The 18,935-nt window shown below is 67.1% G+C and carries 18 protein-coding genes and 1 pseudogene; 8 read left to right on the forward strand and 11 right to left on the reverse strand.

Annotated features, from left to right (window positions below):
- Genes AB5J73_RS42375 through AB5J73_RS42385 form a run of 3 tightly spaced genes read right to left on the reverse strand, consistent with a single transcriptional unit; the run spans position 1 to position 2,257 of the window.
- On the reverse strand, positions 1–1,317 hold the full coding sequence (locus AB5J73_RS42375) for a hypothetical protein (RefSeq protein ID WP_370964806.1): 1,317 nt from the start codon (positions 1,315–1,317) through the stop codon (positions 1–3).
- Positions 1,317–1,940, reverse strand: coding sequence for a DUF3558 domain-containing protein (locus tag AB5J73_RS42380; RefSeq protein ID WP_370964808.1), 624 nt, complete (start codon positions 1,938–1,940; stop codon positions 1,317–1,319). The genes AB5J73_RS42375 and AB5J73_RS42380 overlap by 1 nt, the downstream gene beginning before the upstream one ends.
- Before the next feature lie 17 nt (positions 1,941–1,957).
- Complete coding sequence (locus AB5J73_RS42385) at positions 1,958–2,257, reverse strand: hypothetical protein (RefSeq protein WP_370964810.1); 300 nt, start codon at positions 2,255–2,257, stop codon at positions 1,958–1,960.
- Positions 2,258–3,106: 849 nt separating this feature from the next.
- Between AB5J73_RS42385 and AB5J73_RS42390 the strand changes: the two genes are divergently transcribed.
- Positions 3,107–3,391 (forward strand): RidA family protein, encoded by a 285-nt coding sequence (locus AB5J73_RS42390; protein WP_370964812.1) that lies wholly within the window; start codon positions 3,107–3,109, stop codon positions 3,389–3,391.
- Between the two features lie 122 nt (positions 3,392–3,513).
- On the opposite strand, the gene AB5J73_RS42395 is transcribed toward AB5J73_RS42390, so the two are convergent.
- From AB5J73_RS42395 to AB5J73_RS42405, 3 genes are read right to left on the reverse strand one after another with little or no spacing between them, the layout of a single operon-like run.
- Complete coding sequence (locus AB5J73_RS42395; RefSeq protein WP_370964814.1) at positions 3,514–3,669, reverse strand: hypothetical protein; 156 nt, start codon at positions 3,667–3,669, stop codon at positions 3,514–3,516.
- A complete protein-coding gene (locus AB5J73_RS42400) occupies positions 3,656–4,129 on the reverse strand; it encodes a hypothetical protein (RefSeq protein ID WP_370964816.1) in 474 nt (157 codons plus the stop codon). The genes AB5J73_RS42395 and AB5J73_RS42400 overlap by 14 nt, the downstream gene beginning before the upstream one ends.
- 50 nt (positions 4,130–4,179) lie before the next feature.
- Positions 4,180–4,842, reverse strand: coding sequence for a TetR/AcrR family transcriptional regulator (locus AB5J73_RS42405; protein WP_370964818.1), 663 nt, complete (start codon positions 4,840–4,842; stop codon positions 4,180–4,182).
- Positions 4,843–4,960: 118 nt separating this feature from the next.
- On the opposite strand from AB5J73_RS42405, the gene AB5J73_RS42410 reads away from it, so the two are divergent.
- From AB5J73_RS42410 to AB5J73_RS42420, 3 genes are all read left to right on the forward strand, one after another.
- Entirely contained in the window at positions 4,961–5,683 is a 723-nt protein-coding gene (locus AB5J73_RS42410) for a hypothetical protein (protein ID WP_370964820.1), read from the forward strand.
- A 307-nt stretch (positions 5,684–5,990) separates the two neighbouring features.
- The gene (locus AB5J73_RS42415; RefSeq protein WP_370964822.1) at positions 5,991–7,157 is read left to right on the forward strand and encodes an IS110 family transposase; all 1,167 of its coding nucleotides are present in this window, start codon (positions 5,991–5,993) and stop codon (positions 7,155–7,157) included.
- A gap of 91 nt (positions 7,158–7,248) precedes the next feature.
- Positions 7,249–7,659 carry a hypothetical protein gene (locus AB5J73_RS42420; RefSeq protein WP_370964824.1) on the forward strand — a complete coding sequence of 137 codons (411 nt, stop codon included), beginning with the start codon at positions 7,249–7,251 and terminating at the stop codon, positions 7,657–7,659.
- Positions 7,660–7,728: 69 nt separating this feature from the next.
- Here the strand turns inward: AB5J73_RS42420 and AB5J73_RS42425 are convergent, their stop codons facing one another.
- Entirely contained in the window at positions 7,729–9,915 is a 2,187-nt protein-coding gene (locus tag AB5J73_RS42425) for a tetratricopeptide repeat protein (RefSeq protein ID WP_370964826.1), read from the reverse strand.
- A gap of 301 nt (positions 9,916–10,216) precedes the next feature.
- Here AB5J73_RS42425 and AB5J73_RS42430 point away from each other — a divergent pair, with 301 nt between their 5' ends.
- A complete protein-coding gene (locus tag AB5J73_RS42430; RefSeq protein WP_370964828.1) occupies positions 10,217–10,618 on the forward strand; it encodes a DUF5958 family protein in 402 nt (133 codons plus the stop codon).
- A 211-nt stretch (positions 10,619–10,829) separates the two neighbouring features.
- Here AB5J73_RS42430 and AB5J73_RS42435 read toward each other — a convergent pair whose 3' ends face one another.
- Both AB5J73_RS42435 and AB5J73_RS42440 read right to left on the reverse strand, forming a co-directional pair.
- Entirely contained in the window at positions 10,830–12,770 is a 1,941-nt protein-coding gene (locus AB5J73_RS42435) for a HEAT repeat domain-containing protein (RefSeq protein WP_370964830.1), read from the reverse strand.
- Between the two features lie 46 nt (positions 12,771–12,816).
- Positions 12,817–12,996, reverse strand: a complete 180-nt coding sequence (locus tag AB5J73_RS42440) for a hypothetical protein (protein ID WP_370964832.1) — start codon at positions 12,994–12,996, stop codon at positions 12,817–12,819.
- 192 nt (positions 12,997–13,188) lie between these two features.
- On the opposite strand from AB5J73_RS42440, the gene AB5J73_RS42445 reads away from it, so the two are divergent.
- Positions 13,189–13,356 carry a hypothetical protein gene (locus tag AB5J73_RS42445; protein ID WP_370964834.1) on the forward strand — a complete coding sequence of 56 codons (168 nt, stop codon included), beginning with the start codon at positions 13,189–13,191 and terminating at the stop codon, positions 13,354–13,356.
- Positions 13,357–13,472: 116 nt separating this feature from the next.
- On the opposite strand, the gene AB5J73_RS42450 is transcribed toward AB5J73_RS42445, so the two are convergent.
- Complete coding sequence (locus tag AB5J73_RS42450; RefSeq protein ID WP_370964836.1) at positions 13,473–14,663, reverse strand: helix-turn-helix domain-containing protein; 1,191 nt, start codon at positions 14,661–14,663, stop codon at positions 13,473–13,475.
- 336 nt (positions 14,664–14,999) lie between these two features.
- Here AB5J73_RS42450 and AB5J73_RS42455 point away from each other — a divergent pair, with 336 nt between their 5' ends.
- Positions 15,000–15,368, forward strand: a complete 369-nt coding sequence (locus AB5J73_RS42455; protein WP_370964838.1) for a hypothetical protein — start codon at positions 15,000–15,002, stop codon at positions 15,366–15,368.
- Between the two features lie 546 nt (positions 15,369–15,914).
- Positions 15,915–16,733, forward strand: coding sequence for a Scr1 family TA system antitoxin-like transcriptional regulator (locus tag AB5J73_RS42460; RefSeq protein WP_370964840.1), 819 nt, complete (start codon positions 15,915–15,917; stop codon positions 16,731–16,733).
- A gap of 404 nt (positions 16,734–17,137) precedes the next feature.
- On the opposite strand, the pseudogene AB5J73_RS42465 reads toward AB5J73_RS42460, so the two are convergent.
- Positions 17,138–18,898, reverse strand: a pseudogene (locus AB5J73_RS42465) (IS481 family transposase); the annotation flags it as partial.
- Positions 18,899–18,935: the final 37 nt, after the last annotated feature.

The raw sequence follows: 18,935 nt of genomic DNA on the forward strand, positions 1-18,935 counted from the left end.
TCAGCTGGTGCCCAGTGTGGGCGGAACCGGAGCGAGCCCGGTGCGCGGATCAACCAGTCCGTCGTTCTCCTCGTCATCGAACACGCTGTTCTCATCCCGGATGTACTTGCGTTCGTGCTCGGTGTCGGACGCGGACTCCCGCCGGCTCGCGCCCGGCGCCACCCCCGCAGACCCTGCAGCTCCGCGCGCACCCACACCACCGGCCGTCGGCTCAACCTGCCCGCGCAGCCCGTTTCCCGGCACTCCGGCCGTCCCTTTCGGCCCACCGAGGTTCGGCGCACCCGGCCCAGCTAGGGGGACACCAGCAAGCCATTGCGCCTCGCTGGCAGCAGGCGCGCCAGCGGCGGCGCCTGCGGTGAACGGCCATGCCGCTCCGGCACCGCTGATCGCTGCCGCACGGGCCGGATCGAACATGGATCCGGCGAGCCCGGCGCTCTCGGCACTCTCCGATGCCGACCCAGCGACGGCGCGGGGATCGCGAGGGCCAGCCCCGACGTCACTGCCGTCGTCGTGTGCTCTCGTCTGCGGGTCGACACTGCCGGTCCCGGTCCTCCCCCGGTCGGTGTCCCCCACCACAGTGTCAGCAGTCGAGTGGTCGGCTACTGGCCGCGTCGGTCGCGCGGTGTCGAGAGCAGAACGCCGGGACGTGACGCGGCGCTGATCGGCGGGGGTGACGTCCTCGGTTGCGTTCCGCGCTATGAGCTGGCCGTAATCGCCGGAGAGCCCCTCGCCCTGGACACCCAGATGCTGCACGTAGCTGTCGTAGATACGCAGGTTCTTCTGCGCCTTCGCGTTGAAGGCAGCCACGGCGTCTTCGGTGTCGGTGTCCCACGGTGTCGCGACATCGAAGAACGACTTGTCCGGCGGGTCGCCCATCGGTTCCATCGACCGTTTCGCCAGCTCGAACCCGTAGGCAGCGTCGGTGACGTTGCAGCCATTGGAGCTCAGCGTCATCGCCGCTCTCGTGACCAGGTCGCTGAAGGACTTCGCCTGACCGGCCGCGGCGACCGCGCCGCCACCGGTCCATACCGATTCCAGGTTGCTCAGCATGCCTGTCAGCGCGGCGGCGATCTCATGATGCGCCGCTCCCGAACCGGCCGATGTGCTGCCGCACTCACTCCAGCTGCTGGCGTCACCGGCCATGACCTGATCCACGACCGCCGGGACGGACATAGCCTGAACACCGACATCGCCAGCGAACAGGTCTCCGGCCCAGGACGCCGCGTCGTGGGCCGAATGCACCAGCGCAGATCCTGCCTCTTCGGCTTCGCGGACCACGGCTTGCGCGGCCCGGCCCAGCTGATCGAAAGGGAACATCAGGACCCCGCCTTCGCTCTCAGCGTCGTGACGGCCATGTCAGCGATCTGAGGGACCAAGCCGCAGGCGTCTGCGGTGTCTCGTTTGCTGGCGCCCAGGGTGAGGCTGACGTCGATGGACAGGTCGTCGGCCAGTCCGATGCTGGCTTGGCAGAATCCGATCGGGATGCCGGTTGCTTTGGTTCCGGCGTGGGCGATGGCGGGGAATCCTTGGATGGGGGGTAGTTCTTTCCATAGTGCGGATTTGGGCCGTGTGTTGGCGTATTCGGCGCTGAGGCCGGTATGGATGTTAAGGGTGTAGGAGACGCCGACAGCGCCGCCGGTGTCGGGGTTGAACCAACCGCAGGCCGGACCGACTTGTGCCAAGTCTTCGCGCTTGCCGGTGATCTGCGCTCCTACTGCGGTCACGATCTGGGTCGGGGTGAGCGCGTCGGTGCACGGATCGCCCGACAGCACCGACCGCGGCAGCGGATCAGTCACCTTTGGTGCCCCGGCAAAGGGCAGCCCCGGCGTCGCGGGATTCTGCCCGCCCGCAGCCGGCAGCGCCCGGCCCGGCATCTCGTTGAGCGCATCACGCCCCGAGCACGCAACGGTCAATCCCGCGGTGATCAGCGCGACGAGCACGGCAGTTCGCCCGCGGCTCATCCGGCAACACTCCCCTGCGGTATCGCTGCCCGGCCCACGTCCCCTGCAGCGGCAGAATCCCCGTCGCCGACGATCCCGAACGCGTGCCGGATTTTGGCGACCAGCTCATGCAGGTAGGTGGCTTCCGCACTGACGTGGTCACCCGCTGCGGTGAAGACACCTGTGCCGTTGATCAAGCGGGCGTTGTAGGCGACGCTGGCAGGATCCTGCGCCGGCGGACTGACCTTCAACAGGGTCCCGGTCTGCCGCTGCTGTACCAGCAACTGCTCGAGCGCGGTGAGCGCCTGCGACAGCACAGCGTGCGCTTCCTGCGGTGACAAGCTCAACCCTGCCCCCGCAGTAGCCGCCGAATCCTCGTAAGCGACGCCTAGCGCCGTCACCTCGGCGGCCGCCGGACGTACTCCGGCGTCGTTGTGATGTTGTGCCACGGCTGCGTGAACCCCTCCCGCTCAGCGCCTGCGCGCGTTCACCGATCTCGACACCCCCGCCCCGCCGAGATCAGCCCAGCTGACTAGTCGAACCGATCGAGTGATGATCGGTCCGGCAGATCAGCCGCACCGATCACCGTAGCTGATCAACCACCATCCGTGAACATGAACAGCGGGCTTCACGCGTTGCAAATTGCAGCTCTGCTCCCTCCTTGTTCAGCGATCCACCAATGATCCGATTGACGTTCACCGAGGTAGACGCACACTTTCAATACTCACGATCAAGCGCCTGAGCCAGCTGGACAAATTGATGACACTTCCTACCGAGGCCCATAACGCCAACGTTGCAACTCACCCATCCGTGCAACACCATCGCATGCTCACCCAAATGCACGTGCACTTGGGCGAGCATGCGACAACTGCGGACCGATGATCAGCCACCAAATCACCGAACAATTGATCGGCCACGTCAGAATTACCCACAGCCCGACCGGGCACCGACCCGACAGACAACCGAATGCCCCCAGCCAACGACAACCCATCCGGTGTGAATGGAGGCCCGCGCGCCGGGCACCGGGCCTTCAAGCGCGACAGCTCGCCAACGAGTACGGCAGGCTCCGCCAGCTGACCCCTCAAGGTCCACTTCGCAAACCAGATCTGCGGACGAACCTCCAACAAACCGGTCCGGGGCCGACAGCTCTCTGCGATCATGAAGCCGTGAAGCCACGCCGCTGGAATCCCGACACCGTCGCCCCACCACTCGGCCGCTACAGCCATCTGACCCAGGTACCCCCTGGGCATCGGCTGGTCTTCCTCGCCGGACAACTCGGCGTCCGACCAGACGGCACCCTCGCACGCCCCGACACCGAATCGCAAGCCATGCAACTCTTCGCCAACGTCAGCGAACTCCTTGCAGCCGAAGGGGCCGGGCCGGAGCATCTGGTCAAGCTGCTGACGCTGGCCGCGGGCACCAAGCATCTCAACGGCTACCGCGCCGCGTAGGCCGAGGTCTTCGCAAACTGGTTCCCCGGAGGGGACTACCCGGCGCAGACCCTCGCCGTCGTGGCCGGCCTCGCACGCCCGGAGTACACCGTAGAGGTCGAAGCGGTCGCCGCAGTGCCCGCTTAGAGAAAGATCGCCAGCGCGAGCCCCATGCGGGTGATCAGCACACACGCCACGAACCTCGTGCGCCGATAGTGCGGGATCATCGCCGCAAACTCGCGCAGCAGGGCCCTCGACAGGTGGAACAGGTTACCGCCCTGACGGTTAGCGAACGCCATGTTCCTGAAAGACCGACGAGCCCCAAACGGGTGATTTCACCGACATTTCCGGATCGCGAACGTGCGAGGAAGCGGCAATTACGTTCGCAGAATCGGCCAGCGGGATCGCGGGACCGTACCGAGGACTTGCGGTCGGTCGTTCTCGGCGCAAGAGCACTCGGACTTTCGACACCCCCGACAAGACTTTCGACACCCCCGACAAGATCAGGGCCCTGCGCGTGTCCGGGTCGGCTGGACCAGCCTCGGGCAGCGCAAGCACGTGAAGCAGTACGGCGACGCTTCCGTCCGGCCTCAGGCGAAGTCCGGCCACCGTAGCCTCGTTCAGCGCTTCGTTGAGATCCGCCACAACCGACGCAACCATGCCCACGAGCTGATCATCGCCGGTCCGCAGCCCCAACGCACTAGATTTCACGTAGCCGTCCGGCACCAGCGCTATCGCGATAAGCACGCACATCGGCATGAGCGGACGTTGGTGTGGGGTCGATGTGGTCAGGGTGCGGCGCCGGAGGCTTACCGAGGCATCCGGCTGAGGCCGTCGAGGATGAGGTCGAGCCCGAATTCGAACTCGTCGGCGAACGTGAACCCGGTCTTCGCCAGTTCGGTGACCACCTCCGCGAGGTAGGGGTAGCCCTCGAGTCCCGACGGCTGCCGGTCCACGACGGCTTCCTGCCGCCGCGCGGCTTCCGCCGGGATGTCGCCGGCGAGGTTCTTCTCCTGGAGGGCGAACCCGTAGACGTACGCGTCCATCAGGTTGTACGCGTGCACGGCCATGCGGAAGGGAAAGCCCGCGTCACGGCGGAGGCATCGCATCACGGCGTTGTGGTGGTGCAGGTTTGCCGGTCCCGGAGTGCCCGTCTCCATCCGGCCGACCGCCCACGGGTGGCGGAGCAGAGCCAGCCGCATCGACGCCGCACGGCGGTGCATGGCGGTCCGCCAGCCGACGTCGACGGGTACCTCGACCTCGGCGAAGACCAGGTCGACCATGCCGTCGAGGAGCTCGCGCTTGTCCGCCACGTGCTTGTAGAGCGCCATGGGTACGACGCTCAACCGGGCCGCGAGCCTCCGCATGGTCAGGGCCTCGAAGCCGCCTTCATCCGCCAGCTCGACGGCGGCGCCCAGCACTTTGGCGCGGTTGAGCCGCTCCCGGCCGCCGGCCGCGGCGGTGTCCTGCATCGGGGGCCTCCACCTCCTGACCGGGGGCCCGGTCTTGACAGGTGTACATCGTACGCCTAGCTTGAGCGCCATAAAGGTGTACGTTGTACACCTCCTATTCCGCTCGGAGGAGCAAGGCATGAGTGCCACGCCCAGGCCCGGCAAGACGAAGCAGTTCTCCCTGGCGCCCAGTGAAAGGAGCCTTTCGCGGGCCGCCGGAATCGCTGCCGCGATCGCGGGGGCACAGTTCATCGCGGTCCAGATCGGCCACCCGGCCATGGACGTCTCGCTGGTCACCACCACCGACTGGGCCGTGCGCAGCGCGGCGAAAGCGCTCATGGCCGCGCTGGCGCTCGCCGGCATCACCGGCATGTACCTGCGTCAAGTCCGACAGACGGGAATCCTCGGCTTCCTCGGCTACGCGTTGTTCGCCGCCGGCTACCTGCTCATGTTCAGCATCGAGATCGTCGCCGCCGCCGTTCTGCCCGCGCTGGCACCCACGGCGCCCGGCTACGTCGCCGATGTCCTCGCCGCCGCCTTCGGCGGCACCGCAACCCATGGCATCGGCGGCATGCAGACCGTCATCGTGGTCAGCTCCGTCGGCTATCTCGCGGGTGGATGCCTGTTCGGCATCGCGTTGTTCCGGGCCCGCGTCCTCGCCCGGTGGGCGTCGGCACTGCTGGCCGCGGGCACTGTCGCGACGGTCGCGCTCGCGGTGCTCCCGGAGTCGTTCAACCGGCCGTTGGCCGTTCCGACCGGAGTAGCGTTGATCGGCTTGGGCATCTCGCTGTGGCGGGCCCGACCAGCCACGGGCAGCGACAACTCGCCGCCTTCCACTGTGGAACACGTCGTCGCGCGATGATCATCGACGTCGGCACCACCCGCGCACTGCGCGCGTGGCGGGGATGAGGCAGTATCCCGGTCCCCATGACTCACGCTCGTCGGCTACTTAAGACTGGGCGGCAGGACCGAGTCCGGCCAGACTCCGGTCCAGGTGCTCGGCGAGTCGCTCGCTCACAGCGGCTGCCCGCCGGTGTCATTGGCGTGGCTCTCTCATGGCATGCGTCTCGCCGAGCACCGCGCGAGGAGTGGCTGGAAAGGGGTCTGCCCGGCTCGAAGTAGCGGTGCCCTCCTTGCTGACATCGTCGCGTCGAGGCAAGGAGAACCGCATGCCCGTGATCATCGGAATGGATCCGCATAAACGGTCGGCGACGGTCGAGGTGATCACCGAACTCGGTGAGGTGGTCACGCTCGGGAAATTCGGTACTGACCAGTCCGGCTATGCGGAAATGCTGTCGTTCGGACGTCGGTTCCCCGAGCGGACCTGGGCGGTCGAGGGCTGCAACGGCGTTGGCCGGCATATCGCCCACCGGCTGGTCCACGACGACGAGACCGTGCTGGACGTGCCGGCGAAGCTGTCCGCGCAGGTGCGTGTGTTCGCCACCGGCAACGGCCGCAAAACCGATCCCGTAGACGCGCACTCCGTAGCTCTGGCCGCGTTGCGTGCCCCGAACTTGGCCCGAGTCCAGGTCGACCCCGAGCTGGTCGTGATGACCATGCTTGTCGACCGTCGTGACGAAATCGGCCGCGCCAGGACCCAGACTGTCAACCGTCTCCACCGCCTGCTGCTGGAGCTCTTTCCCGGCGGAGCAAAGAAGTTTCTGTTCGCGACGCAAGCACGCGCGCTCGTCGCGACGATCAAACCACGCGACATCGTGGGGAAGACCCGGCGCCGGCTGGCTGTCGAGCTCATCGCGGAACTCGAGACTATCGACAAGAAGGCCAAGGCCGCGGACAAAGATCTCCGCGAGTTGGTGATCGCCCGCGGCAGCACGCTGCTCGACCTGCACGGCATCGGCCCGTCCGGCGCCGCTCGGCTGTTGGCCGACGTCGGCGACATCCACCGGTTCGGTAACCGGGATCGATTCGCGTCCTGGAACGGCACCGCACCGTTGGATGCATCGTCCGGTGAGCAGCAACGGCATCGTTTGTCTCGTGCCGGTAATCGCCGGATCAACCGGACGCTGCACATCATGGGCGTCGTCCAGCTTCGTAATTCTACCGCCGGCCGCGTCTATTTCGACGGCAAGAAAGCCGCGGGCAAGACGTCGATGGAAGCAATGCGGGCCCTCAAACGACGCTTGTCGAACGTCGTCTACGCCCGCATGGTGGCCGACCAGCAGCGACGTGAGGTGGCAGGTTCGGGAGGGCGCTCGGGGACGACTCTGCAGTCCAGCGTGACCGGCCTGACCCCGGACACCGGCCCTTCGGACAAGCCACAACCCGAACCTGCCACCGACCAGGCTACCCCCGGCCATGGCCGGCCCTTGACATAAAGGGGAGCCATGAGCGCACCCTCACGCCGCCCGTCGTCGACTGGCCCGCGGCGTGAGGGTGCGAGGCTGTTGCCACTGGAATACTCCGGTGATGACCGATTTTCCGGCTGATGTGGAGGCGCACTGCCGGCGGTTGGCGGTGCAACGTCGCTGGCCGCCGGAGACGGAGGCCGCGTTCCGGGCAACCGTCGCGTGGTATCGGGCTTTGGACGAGAGCTCCGAACCCCGTCGGTACTTCGAGTACGTAGATCACGAAGGCATGGTCGACAAGGGAGCTCGCTGGCTGTGGGAGGCCGTCGTCGTCAACGACGAGACAGTGGCCATCAAGCAGATCGAGCTGAGTTTGTCCGGGCTCGCTCGCTGCTACTGGTGGCGGCATCTCGAGGATGACGCCGGCGGGCTCACCGATCAGGCGCTTGACCTCACCGAGCCCGGCCTCACCGCGGTGTCCGGCTCTTCGTTCCGGGCGCTCTGGGAGAGCGGGTGGAACGCACCTCGCTGAGCACGCACGGCGGCATGAGCGGACGTTCGGCTAGCACGACTGGCGCGGCGCGAAGATCAGGTGCGCTGTCTAAAGGGTTGTTCTCCCGGACAGTTGGTTCCGCCAGTGGGCGAGGTTGTTGCGGGTGGTCAAGGTGTCGGGATGGTCCGGGCCCAGGACTCGTACGCGGTCGGTGAGTAGCTGCTCGAACGCGGCCACGGAGCCCGCCGGGTCACCCGCCTCGCCACGGAAGAGGGCGAGGTTGTTGCGGGTGGTCAAGGTGTCGGGATGGTCCGGACCGAGAACTCGCATGTGGTCGGTGAGTAGCTGCTCGAACGCGGCCACGGAGCCCGCCGGGTCACCCGCCTCGCCACGGAAGAGGGCGAGGTTGTTGCGGGTGGTCAAAGTGTCGGGATGGTCCGGACCGAGAACTCGCATGTGGTCGGTGAGTAGCTGCTCGAACGCGGCCACGGAGCCCGCCGGGTCACCCGCCTTACCTCGGAAGAGGGCGAGGCCGTTGCGGGTGGTCAATGTGTGGGGATGGTCCGGACCGAGGACTCGCATGTGGTCGGTGAGTAGCTGCTCGAAGGTGGCGACGGCGGCCGCCGGGTCACCCGCTTCACCCCGCCAGTAGGCGAGGTTGCCGCGGGTGATCATGGTGTGGGTATGAATTGGGCCCAGGACTCGCACGCGGTCAGTGAGCAGTTGCTCGAACGCGGCCACGGCACCGACCGGATCACCTGCCTCACCCCGCCAACGGGCGAGGTTGTCGCGGGTGGTCAAGGTGCGGGGATGGTCCGGGCCGAGCCGCTCTGTCGCGGTGCTGTGGAGTCGGAGAAAGTAGTCTCGAGCCTCGGTGACCAACCCTCTGTTTCCGAGGCTGTTCCCTGCGCGGAACAACACGGTATGCGCGTCGGGCTCCCACAGGTGCTCGCCGGCCGCCTCAGCCAGCGCCTCGGTGTTGGCACGCAGCACCTGCCCTAACGCCGTGTTGCGTTCCGGGCGTGGCCAGATCTGCAGGAGCGCGTCCGCCATTGCGCGCCCCACCATCGCGAGCTGTTGTGTGTGCAGGGCGTCGCGGGTGGCGCGCTGTACCAATGCGTGCACCCGCACAGTCTGGGTATCCGAGCGCGGATCCACGGTGATCAGGTTCAGCCGGTGCAGGCATCCCAGCCCATCACGTGCCTGCTCGGCGTGGACCTCATCGCCAGTACGGCCCGCAAGCATGTCGGTGACGGGTGCGGTGATGAACAGCGCACCGGGGATGCCGTTGGGTTCCAGCACGCTGGTCATCTCCAGCAATGCGCCTGCGATCCTCGCCGGTTCCAATCGGTTGGCTTGCTCCACCGACAACGACCACGTTGTGGCCACGGTGGCGAGGTGCTCGTCGGGCAGCCCCTCACGCTCGGGCAGTAGCGACGGCAGGCTTCGCTGGCGGCTGGTCCACCGCGCCCGGTAGTCGGTGCAGGACAGGCCCCGATCCAGCATGTACGCGGCGGCCTGCGCCAGCGCCAACGGCAGACACCCCAGTTCAGCCGCCAACTCGACCGCACCCTCTGCCAGGTGCGGCTGGTCGGCCAGCGCGGCCCGCAGATACGCCTCGGCCTCACCTGGGGTGAACACGTCGACCTCAATCAGGCGGCGGCCGTGACCGCGCAGCGCGGCGTCACGGCGCCGGGTAGTCACCACCACCCGCCCGCCAGGGGTGGCCGGCGGCCACAGACCCCGCAGATCGGCTGGGTTCTGCACGTCATCAAGCACGATCAACCACCGCGCGGTGCTGGCGGCCAACCATTCCAGCAGCCGCTGCGCGCCGCGCTCGGGATTGGTGTCCTCGACACCGGTCAAGTCGGCGGCTAGGTGGGCGTAGCTGGACACGATCGCCTCGCGCGATCCCGCGGTCACCCACACCCATACATCGAGCCGGCCGGTTGTCCAGAGCCGCTGGGCGTAGTTCAGCGCGACTTGCGTTTTTCCGACACCGCCCAACCCTGACACCACACCGGTATGAACGTGCGGCCAGCCGGTCAACACCGCAGTGTTCCCACTCTCCAACGCCTGCACCAGCAGGCGTGTTGTGCCCGCGCGATCCTGGAAGGCCGCCGCCTGCTGCGGGGCAATCCCCGCCCGGTGCGGCAAGGACACCGCAGGACAGGACTTCTGGTGAAAGTGCACGTGACCGTTGATAACGGCGGCCTGGACCAGACTCCCGGACACGTCACCGACCACGCGGTTGACCGTGCCGCCAGCCTGTGGCACGTCGGGACGGTGACTCATTGGACCAGTATCTCGAGGCCGCCGCTCCCTAGAGCGCCGGAGCCGACACGCTGACCCGAATGGCGGAATATCGACTGTGCAACCCAACAGTACTCCGACCAAACTCAAGTTTAGCTTTATACCACACAACGCCGAGAACCCGTCCGCTCTTCGGCATGACAGGACATGAGCGCACGAACAGCGGCAAAGGGGAAGCTCACCGGGATCGTCCGCGGGCTGCTCGCGGCGGGGTTCGAGCCGAGGATGACCTGGATACGCTGATGGTTCTCGGTCGTAATGAACGGTTTGTCGGAGGGATCTGATGAAGAAGGGCATGGTCGTCATCAACGAACTGGCGCAGGACCTGCGCTCGATCGCCGGCGGCCTCGACTGGTTCGACGCCATGGCAGACGGCGAACAGGTCGCAGTACTGGAGGAGATCGCCGGCTACTGCATCCAGGCACGGGCGATCACCGCCGACGTTCCGGAGGCAATCCGGCGATCGGGGCTCCGGCCCACCTACACGCCCGCCGTTCTGGCTGCACGTGGACAATTGCACGTACAGCTGCCGAAGATCACGGCTCTGCCTTCCGACGAGCGGCGCAAGGCATTCCGTTTGCTGATCGCGCTGCTCGGTGTCGCTGACGAGCGGCGCCGAGCCGTGTTCTGCAGGCAGGGCTGCAGTCATTGGTGGCACCGGTTGGGCGGCCCGCGCATAAGTTGATCTTGTTCTGGGCAGTTGACGACTCTCAAGTCGCGGGCCATGACGGGTTAAGCCGCGGAAAATCGTGACGACGGACCTGAACAGGCCCCATCTGTTATGCACATGACCTTTCAAGCGGGCGCACGCTCGTTGGCATGAGCGCGCGTCGGCAACGCTCGGTCGGTGGCAGAGTAGGACGTTCGGGGCCGGGCTGCCTTCGGCTGGTTGGTGATCAACCGAGTAACGCGGACGCGGCGGTCCTGATTTCTTCGTCCTCGGTGAAGACGCGCCAGCCGCCGAAGTAGGCGATCCGGTGCGGGTTGACTGTGATCGCGCGAGCCACCGCCGTCACGTGATCGTTGACGATCGCCATGTCGGCGAGGTGGCGCAGTGCGGCGATGCGGACCGGCAGGCACCTGCCCTGGGCCAGTGGCTCGGCCAGTTCGGTCAGGACGGCCATCGGCTCGGTCGGGTCGCCGGTGACCCGCCACAATGCGTAGGCAGCTTCGGCCCGGGTCCAGTCGTCGGTGGAGCCGGTCAACGTCCGCAGAACATCGGTGCACGAGGCCGCGTGGGATTCGAGATCCGCCAGCAGCGCGATCGTCTTGGGGCGAAGTTCGGGTTGGGTGATGTGCTGGGTCAATGCGGTGATGCCCAGATCGGGATCCGCTCCGGTGCGCCACAACGCCCAGGCCACGGTCGGCTCGGCGACGTGCTCGCGCAGCCTCCGTGCGGCATCCACGGCGGCCGGCCCGATGGCGCCGATCGCTTTGGCCGCCGCCGGGCGGACCATCTCGTGCGCCGTCGACTTGACCACGGCGGGCAGTGCCGCGGCGGCGGCCGGGCCCCACGCCGCGACCACTTCACACAGCTGCGACGCGAGCACATGGTCGCTCCCCGCCGCGGCCAGTCGGGCCGTCAGTGGGCCGAGCAGGGCATCAGCGTGCCGATGCAGCGGGATCAGCACCTCACCGATGCCGGGATCGAACAATCCGGTCACGCCGGGCCGGAAGTAGGAGCGGCCCCGCTGAAATCCGTGAAGGGTGCCGGACAGTTGTTTCACCAGGCCGGGCAGGCACCCCGGGTGATCCTGGCGGGCCAGCGCCCACACCGCCGCGTCGCCGACTGTGGCTGGTGTCGGGGCGTCCCGCAGCGCCGCATCGGTGCTGCGGGCAGCCAGCTGGTCGGCGTACGTGGCGGCCTGCGATCCCAGGCAGGCCATCAGGGCCGCTGCCCGGTAACGGGCCTCGGGCAGCTCGTCGTCCAGGCGTTCGGCGAGCAGCGGCAGTATCTCCGCGGTGCCGGTCCGCCATCGTGACAGCACCTGCTGGGTGTGATCCAGGGCCGCGACGCGATACTCGCCGTCGCGGGCGCGGGCCAGTAGGAAGGCGAACGCGGTGGCCGCGCCCCGATCGTCGAGCAGCAGGTCGCCTGTGCTCCGGACGAGCGTGGCCGGTGTGCCGCCGATCCACGCGGAGTCACGCCACAGTGCGGCGTCCTCTTCCAGGACGGCCCGCGCGAGCGTGTCGACCTGGCCTGCGGCCAGTGCGGGTTCGGATTTGGCCAGGGCGCGCACCGCGGCCAGCCGGAGCTGCAGGTCTTCCTCGGTCAGCAGCGGAAGCAGTTCGTTCCGCAGCGCCTCTTCTGGTGCCCACGCGGACACCACGCCGAACGCGAGCACGAGGTCAGCGCGGGTGGTGCGATCGGTTTCCACGACCCACCGGTGCCGCAGCGCCGCCACCGCCTCCGGATGGCGGATGCCGCCGGCCACCATGAGAGTCGCCGCCCGGCGGACCCGCGGGTCCGGATCGGCGAGCAGGGTCAGCAGCCGTGGCCGGGTGAGGTCGAGTGCGGGTTGCCAGCCGGGGTCGACGAACTTGGCCGCCACGCTCACGGCTTCCCGGGCCAGCCGTCCGATCAATTCGACCACCTCGTGCCGGTGGTGCACCGCGGGATCGGTGGCGAGGTCGGCCAGCCACGGCAACGCGGCGGGCGCTGCCGAGCACACCCAGCCGCCTTGGTGAAACACCTTGATGTCGACCTCGTCGAGGGCTTCGGCTGCCTGGGCTGCGTTCGTGCTCGCGCACGCCCGCAGCAAGTCCGGCAGATCGGAGGCGTCGCCGTAGTTGTGTCGCAGCTGCGACCAGACAGTGTGGTCCGTGGCATCCCCCATGCCGGCAACTGTAGCCACGCCCATTTCTCGGCCGAGGTGAACAACCTCAATTCGGCATGACCGGACGTTCCTGGACAAGGCCGCCGACTACTACGACGTTCAGGACGACGGGGACTTCCAGCGCTTGCGCGACCTGGAGCAGGGCAGAAACTGAGCATGACCGCACCGGCCGGTCGTCGTCGGTCGGGTTGCTGGCGGTTGAGCGGAAGGCCGCCAGCAACGTCATCGGCTACTGCGGACTGATCGACCGCGGGCGGGGGGTTCAAGAAAGAACCGGAGCTGGCATTCGAGCTGCTGCACCGGGCCTGGCGGCGGGGCTACTTGGCCGAGGCCGCGATGGCTGTTCCAGGCTAGGCCAAGTCGACCGGGTACGGACGTCTGTCGGCCACGGTGTGAGAGTAGAACAGCCTCCCGCCGCGTGCTGGCCATGCTCGAATTCACCGAAGCCGAGCATGAGCAGGTGGCGAAGTCTACGGAACCTTCCTGGTCACCACCAGATGGCTGTAGCACGGTCGGTAACTCTCCGGACCTGGGCCCGACCAGCGAGTACGAGTTCCAAACGAAGCGCATCAGCGTCGACGTCTGAAGGCCAGCGAGCGATCGTGGGACAATCCGAGATTCTACTACAGCGAAGGGGGCAATCACCTTCTGCGCGAAGACGAACCATCGCATGGTAGGTGTCGACTACATCGGGATCTGACGTTAGAGCTTGACTCCTGACCATTTCGCGAGTCCAGCGAGCGAGCCGGTTGCACGACGGTCGGCTGCAGCCAGTCCGAGCAGCGTCTCGCGGAAACTTGGGTGATGCCGGACCGCGTTCGGTGCAGCGCGCCTCGCGACATTAAGTTCAGAGACGGCCTTCGCGCGATCACCGTGGAGCATCCACGCGCGACCCATGTCCATGTGGTGATGACCGACCCGCTCGGGGCGCCGCGGGTCGTCGACGTTGACCTTCGCGGCGCGCCGGACCGCCTCCGCGCCGTCATAGCGCTCAACCGGCGCCGCGCACCAATGCGCGAGGATGTTCGTCGAACTAGCGTCCACCCCGTAGTACGGAACCTCGGGCGGTTCGAATTCGCGCGCAATTGCGCGCGCCTCCTCGAGGTACCCGTCGGCTTCGGCTCCGTCGCCCGCGCGGGCGGCAAGGATCGATGCTCTCAGGTCGAGCTGGATCTGGACGGCCCGGCCGGCGGCGGTAGCGTCGAGGTGTTCGCGGGCACGATCGAGCAGCCTGAGTCCGGCGCGGTACTCGCCGTGCTGGAGGTAGCGAGTGCTGCGGTGGTAAGAGCTGATCGCGATGCGCCTCGGGTCGCCGGTGCGTTCAGCGAGCTGGACGTGTCTTTCCGAGGCGATCGCGGCAAGCTCGGGTTGCCGGAAGCGTCCGGCAACGGTGGCAGCCATTCGGTACGCGTCATGCAGGGTGGCGTTGACCAACTCACCAGGTCGCCCCGGCTGGTCGGACAGTACGTAAAGATGGTGAAGTAGCCCGGCGAGCCGCCCAGCAACCTCGTCGTGGCGGAGCTTGAGCACCTTCTCTGAGTCCGTGCCGAGCCGGGCTGTTACCGCGGCGAGATCAAGAGCAGGCCCCTCCGGCCGCGGGTCATCGTAAGCGTCGAGGGCGCTACGCAGCTCGGCCACACCGGCAGCCTCAGGGCTCGGTTCGTCGACGATCTGCTGCATTCCATACAGCGTCGCTGCTTTAACGGCGAGCGCTCGACCAGCCTCGGCGACAAAGGCGGCGCTCGGGGGGACCTGTCCCTGTTCAACCTTCTTGATCAAACTCACGGAGAAGCTCGTGGCCCGCGCTAGCTGCGCTTGCGTGACCCCGGCGAACTTGCGGGCCGCTTTGAGGCGTTCGCCGACGCTCTCGCCAGGGAGTTCAGCAGGAAGCATGGCGCCACCTTCTCTCATGTTCGGTCGGAGTTCTCATCACCAGCGTACGGCGTTGTCCCTTTGTTGTCCCTCCGTATCGCCTTTCGCACTTAGCGTCACATAGGTGACGGCGCGTGACGGTGAGATGCCTTCCGCTGAGGCGGGCGACAAGAGCGACCAGGTCACTCCGCAGGACCGGCCCGACTATGAACACGCCCTCTCCGCGCCGTCACACCCCCAGCCCACAACCATCAACGGAGCCCTCTTCCGCCCCAGCTCCGAATGGTCTGCGCGCGAGTGGCGAGACGCACAAGCCCGGGTCCAGCGCCACTGGCCTAAGCAAAACCGGTGGCCGGAATGACCGCCATCGACGAGCGCGCGCGACCGCTCACCCCGCCCCCACCACTTAGCCGGTGGGAATGGCACCTGTTCGACGCCGATCGATGGGCACACCTCTACGCCATCACCGAGCTAGTGGACCAGCGCCTAGACCTGCTACTCCCCTGGTGCCTGCGCCGCGCGCCCTACCCACTCGAACACGACCGGGCGAGCATCGAACCGAGCCCGCTGGTGATGCCCCAGCGAATCGGCACCGGCGTCTGCCCAGTGTGCCTAACGCACAGCTGGGCGAGCATCCCACATCCACGATCGGGAACGTTGCTCGCCGGTGGGTTCGTCGGTGACCTGGCCGAGGTGGTGATCCCCGATGCCATTGGACCAGCGTGACCGCGAGCCGATCACAACAATCCGCCAGGTCGCCGCACGCAGCATGGCATTCGGCGACGGGCCGACCTCACTCATGCGCCTGTACTGCAACACAGGCGATCAAATGAGCGGCCAGTCCGCCGCGCAGTTCGCACCCCCGTCGTCGAGAGTCTCCACACCGAGCACCACTGCGATGGCCATCGATGACCCCGGAACCACACGAGCAGCACACCGCCCGCAACACCGAGATCGTGCAACCCCGCGTCAGCGGCACCCCGGTCGTCGACATCACCGAGCGGTCCGGCCTGTCGCCGACCCGGACAAGCCAGATTCTGTGCGAAGGCGACACGAAGCCCGGCCGCGGTCGGGGTCTTCGGTCGACATCGACATCCAGCCCTACCGAACCGCCGACGACAACAGCGCCAGCGTCCGAGCACTCGTCGACGCCATCGGCATCTCTTACAGCTCGATGCACCCCGGCTCCGCGCAGGTCGGTACCACCTTCCGCCCCTCGCGGGGCAGCCGATGACCCGAGCAGAACAGATCGAGAATGGAGCGCCCCGAACAGTGACCCGAGTTGTGCCGCGACCAGCCAACGTCATCGTCGGCGCCGGCCTTGTCGAAGCCCGCGAGGCGCGCAACCTCAGCCTCCGCAACGTCGCCAAACGAGCAAAAATCTCACCGGGCGCGCTGTCGTACTACGAGTGGGGCGGGAGCGCACCGAGCGTCGCAACAGCAGCCATGCTCCTCGGCATTCTCGAAGCCCCAGTGGCCGTACGAAACCACCTCCTCGACCTGGTCGCCCGAGCGCAGGAACGCAACTTCGTCGCCTGCACAGAACGCGAGCTGCACCTGCTGCGTACCGGCTACGAACAGCTGGCGTTCCGGGTGTGCGAATGGTCCCCGACGCTGTTCCCGAGCGCGTTGCGGACCTCGACCTACGCCCAGGCGCTGCACGAGTCCAGGCTGCTCAGCTTCGACATCACCCCGCGCAGCATCATCCCCGGCAAACGGGTCCGCGCCCCGGACGACAACCAACGAGGCCGCGCCTTCAGACGCGAAACCGAACCCCGACGCACATTCCTGATCGGCGAAGCCGCGACACGACCGGACGCGTGCACGTCCGACGTGCTACGCGACCAGATCGAAGAAGTGGGAATGCTGCAATCCCTGCTGGACGTATCTGTCGACTTCGTCCCCGCCTCGGCCTGCGCGCCCGGCCTGGTCGAACCGTTCACCCTCTACGAGGACCAACAGCGCGCCATCGCCGCCGCCGTTCCCCACCGCAACGGCGCGATCTTCTTCACCGACCCAGAAACAGTCAAGCGCTACCAGAAAGCAGCCCAACACCTACGTAGCAGCGTCGTCAACCACGCCTGGACCTGACAAAAGCCCCCGGCCGGTGCCTCTGCACCCCTCCCCCTCTGGCGGGCCCACCGGCCGGATCCCAACCACCCGACAGCCGAACCCCGCCCCTGCGATCACCACCCCGATCGACAGGGCCACGCGAGGAAACGACTCCCGGCCGGCGCGCTGCCCTCCATCAGTACGCCGGCCGGGTTCCAGCCGCCCGCACTAGAGCATCCGCGGCGGAGCCAAGACCGCGGCACGGCCCACAACCCCACCCGCCGGACGCACCAGCCCGTCCCGCCGGCCCATCCACCGAACACGGAAACCCCGCACATGACCACCACACCCCCGCTCCCGCGGCTCGTCACGCTGGTGATGTGTGCGGTCTCGCAGGATCCTTGACAGTTTGTCGTCTCAGCTTCCTTGACGTCAGCTGAGTTCTATCGGCGCCGTGCGTAGGGCTTCATGCGGGCGATCGGGCGGTTCGGGTCACGCGGGTGCAGGGACAGTTCTTGCTCGCCGTGAAGGACCCGGAAGTGGGTGTCTTCGACGACGACGGTGACGATCTTGCCCGCGTGAGTGGCGCCGACGCGAAGGAGCTGGCGGGCGACCATAATGATCCCGTCTTTGGGGACGCGTCGTTCGGCTTGCGGTGGCCGCTGCGGCGGGGCCGGCGGCAGCGGGCTGGTGGCTTGTCGTGCGCCAGTGAGAGCGAGTCGTTTATCCAGCGTGATCGGGTAGGGCAGGGTCTTGACCAGGGTGTTGTTCGCGATCACGTGCATTAGGTGCCCGTCCAACCGGACTGAAACGCGCTGCCCCGCGAGGCCGGTGCCGACCGGGAACTGCTCGCCCTTGAAGTTGACGACACCGTCTCGGCCGATCGCTCGGTCCACCTCGATCGCGGTGTTCTCGGGCAGTCGGGTCCGGCCTGCGCTGGTCCGCGGTAACGCGGGCGCTGCCGGTGCGGGGCCGGCCGGTCGGCCGCCTCGCATCAGCAGGTAGCGCAGGTGTTCTTCGTGCAGGCGGGAGCTAACGGTCTTGATGTGGTGCCCGTCGAGGTTGACGTGAATGCTGCGGTCGTCTGCCCAGATCATGACGGTGCGGCCCGAGTAGGCCGGGCCGAGCCAGAGTTCCTGGCTTCCGGCGATGGCGAAATGCCCGCTTGGCGGGACCCGGAACTCCGCCTCGACCGCGGACGGTGCTCCGGTGGCCGGCGGGTCCTGGATCAACGCCTCGGCCACGTCGAATTCCGTGTCAGCGGTGGAGTCGGCGGACTCGAGTGCCGTCGCTGGAACAGTGAGCGGTTTCGGTTTGCTCGGCCGGAACAGGCTTGCTGGAGTGGCCATGTCCAGCGACTGATGTGGCCGGCTGTGGTTGTACTCGTGCACCCATGCGGAGATAGCGTCCTGAGCGGCATCAAGGCTCTCGAACGCCTCGACATCGTCGAGCAGCTCCTCGCGCAGGGTCTTGTGGAACCGCTCGATCTTGCCGGTGGTGGTGGGCGATCGGCGTTTGGTCAGCCGTTGGCTGATGCCGTTCTCGCGGCAGATCCGCTCGAACAGCACCTCGGCCGGATACGGACGTGTGAAGCGCCCTGTGAACTGCTTTCCGTTATCCGTCAAAACTTCCGAGGGGACGCCGTAGCGGCGCATCGCCGTGGTGAAGGCTTCGACGACCGCACGACCGGTGGGGATCACAACGACCGCGGCGATCACGATGAACCGAGAGTGGTCATCGATACCGGTGACCAATTTGCACTCGCGCCCATCAGCGAGGAATACGCCGCCGACGAGGTCCATCTGCCACAGCTGCATGGGTGCTTCTCGTTGCCAGCGCTTGTATTTGCGCTTGTGTTCCTGCTCTTGGGAAGCGATCAAGCCGTTGCGTGACAGGACACGATGCACAGCCGCCCGTGAGGGAACGCGCTCGACCTGGCGCCGTCCGAGCTCGTGACGGACTCGCCTCGCGCCCCAGCGCGGGTGTTGGCGGCGGATCTCACAGATCAGCGCTTCGAGATCGGCTTCCACCCGGTGCGGTGTCCGGTGTGGTCGGCGAGATCCTTCTTGTAGACCGGCTACGCCGTGTTCGGTGTATCGGCTTCGCCAGGTGTAGATCGTCTGCCGGGACACCCCGTATCGCGCCGCTACCTCGCTCACTGGCGCCCCGTCTGCGGCCTCCAGCACTGCCCGGTAGCGCTGTTCGGCCTTTCACGCATCGTTCTCGCCCACTCGACCTCCG

This window comes from Amycolatopsis sp. cg9 (assembly GCF_041346945.1).
Taxonomy (GTDB): Bacteria; Actinomycetota; Actinomycetes; order Mycobacteriales; family Pseudonocardiaceae; genus Amycolatopsis.